The organism is Kitasatospora sp. NBC_00039, assembly GCF_045160625.1.
GTDB lineage: Bacteria > Actinomycetota > Actinomycetes > Streptomycetales > Streptomycetaceae > Kitasatospora.
Map to the genome: position 1 here is coordinate 7,841,007 of NZ_CP108289.1, position 12,301 is coordinate 7,853,307.

The 12,301-nt window shown below is 68.9% G+C and carries 8 protein-coding genes and 3 pseudogenes; 5 read left to right on the forward strand and 6 right to left on the reverse strand.

Going from position 1 to position 12,301, the window contains the following annotated elements; all coding sequences use genetic code 11:
* Nucleotides 1-196: 196 nt before the first annotated feature.
* The 3 genes and pseudogenes from OG286_RS34730 to OG286_RS34740 form a co-directional block, all read right to left on the reverse strand.
* Nucleotides 197-1,618: a non-reducing end alpha-L-arabinofuranosidase family hydrolase gene (locus OG286_RS34730; protein ID WP_405366003.1), complete on the reverse strand. Its 1,422-nt coding sequence runs from the start codon at nt 1,616-1,618 to the stop codon at nt 197-199.
* Between the two features lie 295 nt (nt 1,619-1,913).
* Nucleotides 1,914-3,383: pseudogene (locus tag OG286_RS34735) on the reverse strand (endo-1,4-beta-xylanase); the annotation flags it as partial.
* Nucleotides 3,384-3,723: 340 nt separating this feature from the next.
* Entirely contained in the window at nt 3,724-3,849 is a 126-nt protein-coding gene (locus OG286_RS34740) for a hypothetical protein (RefSeq protein ID WP_396321288.1), read from the reverse strand.
* 2 nt (nt 3,850-3,851) lie between these two features.
* Here OG286_RS34740 and OG286_RS34745 point away from each other — a divergent pair, with 2 nt between their 5' ends.
* The 5 genes from OG286_RS34745 (at nt 3,852) to yjfF (ending at nt 9,023) form a co-directional block, all read left to right on the forward strand.
* Nucleotides 3,852-4,046 carry a hypothetical protein gene (locus tag OG286_RS34745; RefSeq protein WP_405358802.1) on the forward strand — a complete coding sequence of 65 codons (195 nt, stop codon included), beginning with the start codon at nt 3,852-3,854 and terminating at the stop codon, nt 4,044-4,046.
* 341 nt (nt 4,047-4,387) lie between these two features.
* Nucleotides 4,388-5,371, forward strand: coding sequence for an ABC transporter substrate-binding protein (locus OG286_RS34750; RefSeq protein ID WP_396321290.1), 984 nt, complete (start codon nt 4,388-4,390; stop codon nt 5,369-5,371).
* Between the two features lie 78 nt (nt 5,372-5,449).
* Entirely contained in the window at nt 5,450-6,973 is a 1,524-nt protein-coding gene (locus OG286_RS34755; protein ID WP_396321291.1) for a sugar ABC transporter ATP-binding protein, read from the forward strand.
* The gene (locus OG286_RS34760) at nt 6,970-8,055 is read left to right on the forward strand and encodes an ABC transporter permease (protein ID WP_405358801.1); all 1,086 of its coding nucleotides are present in this window, start codon (nt 6,970-6,972) and stop codon (nt 8,053-8,055) included. The genes OG286_RS34755 and OG286_RS34760 overlap by 4 nt, the downstream gene beginning before the upstream one ends.
* The gene (gene yjfF, locus OG286_RS34765; RefSeq protein WP_331741311.1) at nt 8,052-9,023 is read left to right on the forward strand and encodes a galactofuranose ABC transporter, permease protein YjfF; all 972 of its coding nucleotides are present in this window, start codon (nt 8,052-8,054) and stop codon (nt 9,021-9,023) included. The genes OG286_RS34760 and yjfF overlap by 4 nt, the downstream gene beginning before the upstream one ends.
* A gap of 307 nt (nt 9,024-9,330) precedes the next feature.
* Here yjfF and OG286_RS34770 read toward each other — a convergent pair.
* The 3 genes and pseudogenes from OG286_RS34770 to OG286_RS34780 all read right to left on the reverse strand — a co-directional run.
* Nucleotides 9,331-10,083, reverse strand: a pseudogene (locus OG286_RS34770) (xylose isomerase); the annotation flags it as partial.
* A 2-nt stretch (nt 10,084-10,085) separates the two neighbouring features.
* A pseudogene (locus OG286_RS34775) lies at nt 10,086-11,201 on the reverse strand (fatty acid desaturase family protein); the annotation flags it as partial.
* A 7-nt stretch (nt 11,202-11,208) separates the two neighbouring features.
* Nucleotides 11,209-12,264 carry a ferredoxin reductase gene (locus OG286_RS34780; protein ID WP_405358800.1) on the reverse strand — a complete coding sequence of 352 codons (1,056 nt, stop codon included), beginning with the start codon at nt 12,262-12,264 and terminating at the stop codon, nt 11,209-11,211.
* Nucleotides 12,265-12,301: the final 37 nt, after the last annotated feature.

The window sequence follows — 12,301 nt, forward strand, 5'->3', positions numbered from 1 at the left end:
GACGTCGCGAGGACGAACAGCGCCGAATCAGTGCCCACTGCGGCCGCCTCGCCAACAGAGGAACCCCAGCCGACGCGCGGCTGGGGTTCCTCGATGCAGTGAGGGACGGTCAGCAGGTGGAGTGGCCCGCGCCGTGGACCGCTCGTCCACGTGCCGGCAGACTGCACCCGATCGCGATCACCGAGGATCGGGCAGGTCAGCGCTGCAGGGTGAGGAGGCCCGGCCGGTACGGCAGTTGGTCGTAGGGGCCGTTCGCGGTGGGGGACTTGCCCTGGTAGAGGAACTGCAGGTTGCAGGGGTCGATGGTCATGGTCTGGTCGGGGTTGTTGCGGACCAGGTCGCCGTGGCTGATGTCGTTGGTCCAGGTGGCACCGCTGTTGGCCTTGCCGGCGAAGGGGTTGCTCTCGGTGGCGGCCTGCGGGGTCCAGGAGCCGCTCAGGCTGGTGGCGGTGAACGAGCGGAAGTAGCGCTGCTCGTTCGCCCCCCGGGCCTCGACGATCATGAGGTACTGGTTCTGTCCCTGGACCTTGTAGACCTGTGGCGCCTCGAACAGGTTCTTCACCGTGTCGCTCATGACCGTGGTGTAGGAGGAGCCGAAGTTGCCGGGGAAGTTCCCGATCGGCATGCTCGCCCGGTAGATGCTGCCGTTGTCACCGGCGAAGAACAGGTACATGTTCTGGTCGTCGGCGATCAGGGTCTGGTCGATCGGGGCGGCGCCCGGGATGCCGCCGGTGAACAGCGGCTGCGGCGCGGACCAGCCGTTGGGGTTGGTCGGGTCGCTCGACGTCCGGTAGATGAAGGGCCAGGCACCCCACTGGTACGCGAGCACCCAGATGTTCTTCGGCGCGAAGTAGAACAGCGTGGGCGCCACCGTGGACTGGCTCATCCCGCTCTGCCCGGCCGATGCCATGTCCGACCAGTTGGTGAAGGGGCTGAACATCATCGAACCGTACGACGAGCCCGACACGTCCGACGCGTAGACCAGGTGCTTGCCGTTGTACACCACGTTGGTGAAGTCCTTCACCGAGGCCCACCCGTTCGCCGGCTGCGCGAGCGCACCCGTCGACGACCAGCGGTACGTCGACGGAAGAGCACACGTGCCGCCCGGTGGCGTCGTCCCGGACAGACCGGTCCACTTCTGGTTGCTGCCGCCGTTGCACGTCCAGAGCCCCACCGCCGTGCCGTTGGCCGTGCCGGCGCCCGTCACGTCCAGGCAGAGCCCGGACTCCACGCCCACGACCGTGCCGTCGGAGTTCACCCGCCACTGCTGGTTCGCACCGCCGCTACAGGTCCAGATCTGCACCTTGGTGCCGGCCGTGGTGGCATGGCCCGGAACATCCAGGCACTTGTTGCCGTACACGGTCAGCTGGTTGCCGGCCGTCGACGTCCACTGCTGGTTGGTCCCGCCGAAGCAGTCGTAGATCTGGAGGTTCGTGCCATCGGCCTGTCCGGCGTTCGACACATCGAGACACCGGCCGGAACCCACGCCGCGCAGGGCGCCGCTGGTGGCCGCCTGGGCCGGGTCGGCGACGACCGCCGTCGCCAGTGCCGCCACCATCGCCAGCACGGCGGTGAGCACCGCGGACAGGTGCCTGCGGCTGGAACTTCGTCTGCGCACGGAGAATCTCCTTGGTGGTCGGACGGAGCTGTCACACGGCTTTGTTGTCGGCATTCGAGTGATGCCGTGCGTGTGCGCTCCAAGAGTTGTGAATCGGCTGGCGCTGGAATCCGCGCCTTCTGCCCGTACGCGTCGAAACCTTCGTAGCCGCGGTGACCTGGGCGGCTGCCAGGTCACCGGGATTCTGGTCGGGCCGCGCCGCCGTACCGGGTGGGTTGTGCTCCCCGGTGGCTCCCGGAGGTTTCGGGGTGGGGCGGAGGGGCGCCCCCCGCCCCACCCCCGGCGGTTCAGCTCACCTGAAGGTCCAGTGCTGGTTGGCGCTGCCGTTGGAGTCCCAGATCTGGACGGGAGTGCCGTTGGCGGTCTGGTTGCCGGGGGTCTCCAGGGCACGGCCGCTGGCGACGTTGGTGAGGGTGTAGGAGCCGTCGCCGTTCCGGGTGGCCTTCCAGTGCTGGTTGGCGCCGCCGTTGGTGTCCCAGACCGCCACCCTCGTCCCGTTGCCCGTCTGGTTGGCCGGCTCGTCCAGGACCCGGCCGCTGGCGATGTTGGTCAGCGTGTAGGAGCCGTCGCCGTTCTGGGTGGCGCGCCACTGCTGGTTGGTGGCGCCGCTGGCGTCCCACACCTGGAGCGGGGTGCCGTTGCCGTTCTGCCCGGCGGGCTCGTCGAGAACGCGTCCGGCGGCCACGTCGGAGAGGGTGTAGACGGCGCCGGAGGTGATGCCTCCGGTCGGCGTGCCGCCGCCGGCTCCGCCCAGCGCGGTGAGCACCGCGCTGTAGGCGGCCTTCTTGTTGCCGTTGTTGTCGAACAGCAGCGGGCTCTCGCCGGTGCGCCAGGAGTCGCTGTCGCGGATGCCCCACACCGTGATGCCGGTGCAGCGAGTGATGTTGAGGCAGGCCTTGACGGCGTTGGTGTACGCGCCGGCGGACGCCTGGGCGATGTCGAGCTCGGTGATCTGGACGTCCACGCCGAGCGCGGCGAAGCTGGACAGGGTGGTCTGGAAGCTGGCCGGCGGGCCGCCCGCGCCGAAGTGGCTCTGGAAGCCGACGCAGTCGATCGGCACACCGCGGGACTTGAAGTCCTTGACCATGTTGTAGACGCCCTGGGTCTTGGCGTCCGTCCAGTTCTCGATGTTGTAGTCGTTGTAGCAGAGCTTGGCCGAGGAGTCGACGTTCCGAGCGGTGCGGAAGGCCTCCTCGATGAAGCCGTTGCCCAGCACGCTCTGGAACACGGAGTCGCGGTGCTGGCCGCTGCCGCCGTCCGCGAACGCCTCGTTGACCACGTCCCAGGCGTAGATCTTGCCCTTGTAGTGGGTCATCTCCTGGGTGATGTGGTTGTCCATCACACTGCGCAGGGTGTTCGCGTCGGTGGTGGATTTGACCCAGTCGGGCAGTTGGGAGTGCCAGACCAGGGTGTGGCCGCGCATGCGCTGGCCGTGCGCGGAGGCGTGGTTGACGATCGAGTCGCCGGGGCCGAAGTTGAACGACCCGCGGGAGGGCTCGATGGTGTCCCACTTCATCTCGTTCTCCGGGGTGACCATCTTGAATTCCCGGTCGAGAATGGTGGAGTACGTCGAGTCACCGAGCTTGCCCGCGGGCACTGCCGCGCCGAAGTAGCGGCCGCTGCCGGCCGCTGCCGCACCCAGCGTGGTCGCCCCGGCGGCATGAGCCGCGGGGCTCGCGGTGACGGCCGTGACCGAGCTGACGACCATGCACGCGGCCGCCGTCAGGACCTTGCGGAGACGGGGTTTCTGCTTGATCCATGGCATGACGGATCGTTCTCCTTGTGGGTGGGGATGCCGCGTACCGCTCGGCAGCCGGCGTCTCGTCCTGACGCCTGTGCGAGCGCGCACTCGGCCGAACCCTTCCTGCCGCGCAGGGCGGGTGGTGTGAGTTCGGGACGTGGCGCCTGGTCCCGTCCAAGGGCGGTGCTGTCGGTTGACGCGCAGCTCACAGGTTCCTGGGGTCCGGCCGAAGGGGGATCGGCCTGGCCGCCCCGAGTCTGTTAGCGCTAACAATTCACCCGCGAGCACCCGCCCTGCCTGACGTGTTCAGGTTAATCTTCAGCAGGCGATGCACGTTGTCAATGCTTCGCGCAGCGGCGGTCCGTCAGCTGGCGCCGCAGGAGACGGTCGGCCGGGTGGCGTTTCCGTTCTTCGTGATGGTCATGCTCCAGTTGTAGCCCGCGCCGTCGGGGATGGCGACGAGGGTCGGGGTGTCGGGGTGGGGGCGCACCGGTGTTCCAGGTCGAGCTGGTCTTCTCCGGGGAGGGGACCTTCACGGTCACCTTCCACGCGTCGGAGCCGGTGACCGAGACGTTCGGGTTGTCGCGGTCGTTCCACGGGGCGCCGGCGGAGAGGGTCGCGGCGCAGCAGCCGCCGCCGCTGGTGGAGGAGTCCGGCGTGATGTGGGAGCTGCCGCTGCTCCGGTAGCCCTCGGCGGCCATGATCTCGTGGTTCATGGTGCCCGAGGGCGCGCGTGTTCCGGTGGAGCGCGGCGGGAGTCCATGCGGGCGGGCGGGGTCGGTGCTCCCGGTCGAAGGCTGGGAGCGCACCGGGCGAGAGCCGGGTCAAGTGACCCCCGTCGCCGCTGAGCTGACAGTACTTCGGCCACGGTCGGCGAGCCGGTCAAGATTGGGTAACGAGGTGCGACGGCCTTGCCGATGCCAATTGTTAGCGTTAACAATCTCTCTCGAGCGAAACGGTGCCGATACGTCATGTTCACGTTGGCGGTGCCGTTCGCGCGATCGACAACCCCGAGAGGAAGTCCCACCATGTCCAAGAGAGCTGCGGCGGCCCTGGTCGCCGGTTCGATGGTCATCGTCCTCACCGCGTGCGGTTCCGGCGGCGGTGGAGGCTCGGCTGACAAGGGTGCCGGCCACAAGCTCGTCGTGGGCTTCTCGCAGGTCGGCGCGGAGAGCGGCTGGCGCACCGCGAACACCAAGTCGGTCCAGGAGTCCGCGAAGAAGGCGGGCATCGAGCTGAAGTTCTCCGATGCGCAGCAGAAGCAGGAGAACCAGATCAAGGCGATCCGCTCGTTCATCCAGCAGAAGGTGGATGTGATCGCCTTCTCGCCGGTGGTTGAGTCGGGTTGGGACACCGTGCTGAAGGAGGCGAAGGACGCCAGGATCCCGGTGATCCTCACCGACCGGGCGGTGGACTCCAAGGACGACTCGCTCTATGTCTCCTTCCTCGGCTCGGACTTCGTCGAGGAGGGCAGGAAGGCCGGCGAGTGGCTGGTGAAGGAGTACCAGGGCAGGTCCGACGAGGTGAACATCGTCGAGCTGCAGGGCACCACGGGTTCGGCGCCGGCCAACGACCGCAAGTCGGGCTTCGGCGACGTGATCAAGGCGGACGCGAAGTTCAAGGTGGCGGCCTCGCAGACCGGTGACTTCACCCGGGCGAAGGGCAAGGAGGTCATGCAGGCCTTCCTGAAGGCCCAGTCGAAGATCGACGTGCTGTACGCGCACAACGACGACATGGCCCTGGGTGCGATCCAGGCGATCGAGGAGGCCGGCAAGAAGCCGGGCGCCGACATCAAGATCATCTCGGTGGACGGGGTCAAGGACGCCTTCACCGCGATGAGCCAGGGCAAGATCAACGTCGATGTGGAGTGCAACCCGCTCCTCGGTGACCAGCTGATGGACCTGGTGAAGAAGGTCAAGGGCGGCGAACAGGTGCCGAAGCGGATCAAGACGCAGGAGGGCGTCTTCACCCAGGACCAGGCCGCTGCCGCGCTGCCGACCCGCCAGTACTGAACGGGCCCGCCCGCCCGGGGAGCGGTCGGCGGACCGCTCCCCGGGCGGGCCGGGTCGCACGAGGAGAGGAGAACCGGGGTGCGTCAGCAACCGGTCCTGGAAGTACGGGGGATCCGCAAGGAGTTCCCCGGGGTGGTGGCGCTGGACGGGGTCGACTTCCGGCTCTTCCCCGGCGAGGTGCACGCCCTGATGGGGGAGAACGGCGCCGGCAAGTCCACGCTGATCAAGGTGCTGACCGGGGTGCACCCGGCGGACGGCGGCGAGGTGGTGCTGGCCGGCCGGCGGGTGCGGATCGCCGGGCCGCTGCAGGCCCAGCAGGCGGGCATCAGCACCGTCTACCAGGAGGTGAACCTCTGCCCGAACCTGTCGGTCGCGGAGAACATCTTCATCGGCCGCGAACCGCGGCGCCTGGGCCTGATCGACTGGGCCGAAACGCGCCGCCGGGCCGCCGAGCTGGTCCGCACGCTGGAGCTCGACATCGACGTCAGCGCGCCGCTGGGCAGCCACTCCATCGCCGTCCAGCAGCTGGTGGCCATCGTCCGCGCCGTGGACGTCTCGGCCAAGGTGCTGATCCTGGACGAGCCGACCTCCAGCCTGGACCGCGACGAGGTGCGCCAGCTCTTCACCGTGATGCGACGGTTGCGCGACCAGGGGGTCGCCATCCTGTTCGTCTCGCACTTCCTCGACCAGATCTACGAGATCTGCGACCGGATGACCGTGCTGCGCAACGGCCGGTTGGAGGGCGAGTACCTGACCAGTGAGCTCAACCAGGTCGAGCTGGTCTCCCGGATGATCGGCTCCGAACTCGCCGGACTCGACCAACTCGCCGGCGGCAAGCGGCGCGAGCGCTCCGCGCCGGTCACCGGCCGGGCCTTCCTGCAGGCCGAGGGCCTGGCCCGGCGGGGCGCCGTCGAACCGTACGACCTCGCCATCCGTCCCGGTGAAGTGGTGGGCTTGGCAGGCCTGTTGGGTTCCGGCCGGACCGAGGCCGCCCGGCTGCTGTTCGGCGCCGACCACAAGGACCGCGGCACCGTGCGGATCAACGGCACCGAGACGGACCTGCGCAGCCCGCGCGACGCGATCGCCCACGGCATCGCGTTCTGCTCGGAGAACCGCAAGACCGAGGGCCTGGTCGGCGAGCTGACCGTCCGGGAGAACATCGTGCTGGCGCTGCAGGCGGCCCGGGGCTGGGCCCGTCCGCTGTCACGCACCACACAGGACGAGTTGGCGCTGCGCTGGATCCGCGCCCTGGACATCCGCCCGGGCAACCCGGAGGCGCTGGTCCGCAACCTCAGCGGCGGGAACCAGCAGAAGGTGCTGCTGGCCCGCTGGCTGATCACCGACCCCAAGCTGCTGATCTTGGACGAGCCCACCCGCGGCATCGACATCGGTGCCAAGGCCGAGATCCAGAAGCTGGTCGCGAACCTCGCCGAGAAGGGCATGGCGGTGCTGTTCATCTCCGCCGAACTGGAGGAGGTGCTGCGGCTCAGCCATCGCGTCGGCGTGCTGCGCGACCGCCGGATGGTCGCCCAACTCGACAACGACGGCGAGCTCACCCCGGAGCGCGTCCTGGCCACCATCGCGAGCGGAGCGGAACAATGACCACGGCGCCGACCACCCCGAGGATCAGGGCGGTGACCCGGCACCGGCTGTTCTGGCCGGCCGCGGTGCTGGCCGTGCTGCTGCTCGCCAACCTCGCCTTCACCTCGGACTTCTTCGCCCTCCACCTCAAGGGCGGCCACCTGTACGGCAGTACGATCGACATCCTGCACTTCGGCGCTCCGCTGATCCTGGTGTCGCTCGGCATGACCCTGGTGATCGCCACCGGTGGGATCGACCTCTCGGTCGGCTCCACCGTCGCCATCGCCGGCGCGCTGGCCTGCCTGCACATCAGCGAGGCCACCGACCCGGCGAGTGCTGGCACGGTGCTCGGCGCGGTCGGCATCGCGCTCGGTACGGCGGTACTGCTGGGCATCGCGAACGGGGTGCTGGTGGCCCGGGTCGGGGTGCAGCCGATCATCGCCACCCTGATCCTGATGGTCGCCGGACGCGGCGTCGCCCAGCTGATCACCGACGGCCAGATCATCACGATCACCAGCGAGCCGTACAAGCTGATCGGCGGCGGCTACTGGCTGGCGATGCCGTTCGCGATCCTGCTCAGCGGACTCGTGGCGCTGCTCACCGCGCTGCTCACCCGCTCCACCGCGCTCGGCCTGCTGCTGGAGTCGGTCGGCGGCAATCCGGTGGCCAGCCGGCTGGTCGGGATCCGGGCGATGCGCCTGGTCGCCCTGGTGTACGTGTTCAGTGCGCTGTGCGCGGCGGTCGCCGGACTGATGGTCTCCTCGAACGTCTCGGCGGCGGACGGCAACAACGCCGGGCTGTGGATCGAACTCGACGCCATCCTCGCGGTCGTGATCGGCGGGACCTCGCTCAACGGCGGCCGGTTCTCGATCGGCGGCACCGTCCTGGGCGCGCTGATCATCCAGACCCTCTCCACCACCGTCTACACCATCGGCATCCCGCCGGAGACCACGCTGGTCTTCAAGGCCTGCGTGGTCATCACGGTCTGCCTGATCCAGTCGCCGAACTTCCGTGCCAAGCTCGCCCGGCGCGACGCCGGTCGCCGGAGCGGTGTCCGGCCGAGTCCCGCCGCCGCCACGACCAACCGGGAGGTCGGCGCGTGAACGCCAACGCCCTGCTGACCAGAGTCCGCGAGCAGATCCCGCTGCTGGTCACCTCCGTCCTGCTGGTGTCGATGTTCACCGTCGGCTCGGTGCAGTACGACGGGTTCTTCTCCGGGCAGGTGCTGCTCAACCTGCTGATCGACAACGCCTTCCTGCTCGTGGTCGCGGTCGGGATGACCTTCGTCGTGCTGACCGGCGGCATCGACCTGTCGGTCGGTGCGGTGGTGGCGCTGTCCACCATGGTCTCCGCCTGGCTGGTGGAGCGGCACGGCTGGCCGCCGCTGGTGGTCATCCCGCTGGTGCTGCTGATGGGCACGGCCGGCGGTTGGGTGATGGGGTGGGTCATCCACACCTTCGAGATCCAGCCCTTCATCGTGACGCTGGCGGGCATGTTCCTGGCCCGCGGCCTGTGCTACACGATCAGCATCGAGTCGATCTCCATCACGGACCCGTCGTACACCGCGATGGCGCAGACCCGGATCCCGCTCGGTGACCTGTTCGTCTCGCCGAGTGTGCTGATCGCGCTGCTGGTGCTGGCAGCCGGGTTCGTCGTGCTGCACTACACCCGGCTCGGGCGGAACGTGTACGCGCTCGGCGGCAGCGAGCAGTCCGCTCTGCTGATGGGCCTGCCGGTGGGGCGGACCAAGACCACCGTGTACGCGATCAGCGGCTTCTGCTCGGCGCTCGGCGGTGTGCTGCTCACCTTCTACATGCTCTCCGGCTACGGCCTGCACGCGGTCGGCCTGGAACTGGACGCGATCGCCGCCGTGGTGATCGGCGGCACGCTGCTCACCGGCGGCTCCGGCTACCTGCTGGGCACCGTGCTGGGTGTGCTGGTGCTGGGCCTGATCCAGACCGTCATCAGCTTCCAGGGCACCCTCAGCTCATGGTGGACCAGGATCGTGATCGGCGGGCTGCTGTTCGTCTTCATCGTCCTCCAGCGCCTGAACACCGTCCGCCGTCGATAGGACACCACGCCACCCCGGCCGGCCCGCCCCCGGCCGTGCCGGGGAGTGTACCGGACCGCCGCCATCGGCCGAGTCGATTCGCCGATGGCGGCCCAGGCATTGCCTGGCTGTTCGCCCGACATCACTCGGCAGAGAGGAACCGTCTGACACCCCGGCTTTCAGGAGAGGCGGGCGGAGCTGCGCCCTCTCCGGCTCACAGGCGGTCCGCGCCCTGGCCCGGACCGTCCGACCGGAGCGGCGAGCAGGGTGAGCACCGGGGGTCGCCGGGTCGTGCGGCTCGCATGACCCGGTTTCGTCACGGCTGGCGTCAGCGAGCGCCGAGCAGGTGTTCCAGGGCCAGCTGGTCCAGCTGCTCGAAGGCCATGCCGCGCCGCGCGGCGGCGTCGACGTCGAACTCCTCGAAGGCGGAGCGGTCCGCCAGCAGGCCGGCCAGGCCGTCCTCGGCCGTGGGGAGGGCGAGTTCGGGCAGCCGGGAGGCGGCGAGCGCGGCCTGTACCTCCGGGTCGGCCCGGAAGGCGCGGGAACGCTCGGCCAGCAGCAGGTAGTTGCGCATGCAGCCGGCCGCCGAGGCCCAGACGCCGTCGAAGTCCTCGGTGCGCGGCGGCTTGAAGTCGAAGTGCCGGGGGCCGTCGTAGCCGGCCGACTCCAGCAGGTCGACCAGCCAGAAGGCCTGCCGCAGGTCTCCCGCTCCGAAGCGCAGGTCCTGGTCGTACTTGATGCCGGACTGGCCGTTGAGGTCGATGTGGAACAGCTTGCCGTGCCACAGTGCCTGGGCGATGCCGTGCGGGAAGTTCAGGCCGGCCATCTGCTCGTGGCCGACCTCCGGGTTGACACCGACCCGCTCGGGCCGCTCCAGCGCGTTGATGAACGCGAGGGCGTGGCCGACGGTGGGCAGCAGGATGTCGCCGCGCGGCTCGTTGGGCTTGGGCTCGATCGCGAAGCGCAGGTCGTAACCCTGCTGCCCGACGTACTCGCCCAGCAGGTCGAAGGCCTCCTTCAGCCGGTCGAGCGCGGTGCGCACGTCCTTGGCCGCGCCGGACTCGGCGCCCTCGAGCCCGCCCCGGAAGCGACGAGCTCCTGCTTGCAGTCCGGCATCATGACCTCGGGCTTCTTGGTCGGCAGCGAGAGCCGGAAGACCTTGCGCCACGCGGAGAACACCTGCCTGGGCAGCGGCCCGGTGACGTACTCCAGCTCGTACTTTTCGAACAGCGCGCGCACCTTCACTGCGACCTCGGCGTACCGGTTGCTCGGCAGGTCCGGGAACAGGTGGTGCTCGATCTGGTGCGACAGGTTGCCGGTCATGAAGTGCATGGCCCTGCTGCCGCTGATGTTCGCCGAGCCCATCATCTGGCGCAGGTACCACTGGCCGCGCGTCTCGCCCTTGACCGACTGGCGCTCGAAGACCTGTACGCCCTCGGGGAAGTGCCCGCACATGATCACCGAGTGTGACCAGATGTTGCGGACCAGGTTCGCGGTGAACGTGGCGGCGAGTGTGGTGAGGAACGACGGGCCTGACAGCAGTGGGTGGATCACGTAGTCCTTGAGCACCTGCTTGCGGATCTTGCGGCCCACGGCCTTGGCCCGCGCGCGGAACTCCGGGTTCTTGCGGCGGTGCTTGTGCAGGTTCTTGCCGAGCTCCAGGTCGTACGCTGCGATGCCGTACTCGAAGAAGCAGGCGTTGACGAAGTTCCACAGCGGCTGGCCGAGGTGGAGCGGGTGCCACTTCTGGTCCTCGTCGACGCGCATGATGCCGTAGCCGAGGTCGTTGTCCTTGCCGATCACGTTGGTGTACGTGTGGTGCAGCTCGTTGTGCGAGTGCTTCCACTGCTCGGCCGGCGAGACGTGGTCCCATTCCCAGGTGGTGGAGTGGATCTTCGGGTCCCGCATCCAGTCCCACTGGCCGTGCAGGACGTTGTGGCCGATCTCCATGTTGTCCATGATCTTCGCCACGGACAGGCCGGCGGTGCCGAGCAGCCACGCGGGCGGGAAGATCGAGAACAGCAGCACGCCCCTGCTGGCCAGCTCGAGCTTGCGCTGCGCCGAGATGACCTTGCGGATGTAGGCGGCGTCCTTCTCGCCGCGGTTGGCGATCACCTCGTCGCGGATCGCGTCCAGCTCGCGGCCGAGCTCCTCGATCTGCTCCGCGGTCAGGTGGGCGGTGGGGTCGATGGCGGTCAAGGTGCTTCTACCGTTCGATGTCGCAGGGGCCCGCCGCGGCGGACACGCAGGTCTGGATGAGGACGCCCGGCTCGGCCTCGGTGATCTCGCCGGTGCGCAGGTCGCGGACGGCGCCCGCCTTGAGCGGCGTGACGCAGCCGAAGCAGATGCCCATGCGGCACCCGGAGGGCATGTGCACGCCGGCTTCCTCGCCGATGTCCAGCAACGGCGTGGCGCCGTCCGCGTCGACGGTCTTGCCGGTGGCGCTGAACGTGACCTCGCCACCGTCGCCGGCGACGACGATGCGGGGGCGGAAGCGTTCGGTGTGCAGGCGCTCCTGGACGCCGTGCTCGGTCCAGTGCTCCTCTGCGGCGTCGAGCAGGCCGGCGGGACCGCAGGCCCAGGTCTCGCGCTCGGCCCAGTCGGGCACGAGTTCGCCGAGACGGGCGATGTCGAGCATGTCGTCTATGGCGGTGTGCACCTCGGTGAGGCGAAGCTTCTTGTCCGCGACCAGGCCGTGCAGCTCGTTGCGGAAGATCACGTCTTGCGGCTGCGGCGCACAGTGGACCATGACGACGTCATCCAACTCGATGTCGCGCAGCATGCCCATCACGGGCGTGATGCCGCTGCCGGCCGTCAGGTAGAGCACCTTGGCGGGCTTGGCATGCGGCAGCACGAAGTCACCGGTCGGCTGGTCGAGCTGGACCAGCGTGCCCGGTGTCGCCCTGCGGACCAGATGGTTGCTGACCTTGCCGTCCGGGATCGCCTTCACGGTGATCGTGATGCGGCCGTCCTGGCGGTCTGTCGGTGAGGTGATGGAGTAGGCACGCCACAGGCGCCTTCCGTCGACGTCGACCCCGATCCGCACGTACTGACCGGCCGTGTGGCCGCGCCAGCCCCGTCCCGGCCTGATCACGATGGTCGCGGCGTCACCCGTCTCGGGGTGCACGGCCTCGATACGCCCACGCAGGTCAGCGCCCGCACGCAGCGGGCTGACCAGGTCGAGGTAGTCCGACGGCAGCAGCGGCGTCGTGACCATCTCCAGCAGTTTCCACGCCCTGCTGCGGAGGGCTGCACTCGTCATGACTCCAGCTTGCTGCGCCTCAGGGCGTAAAGTCCTG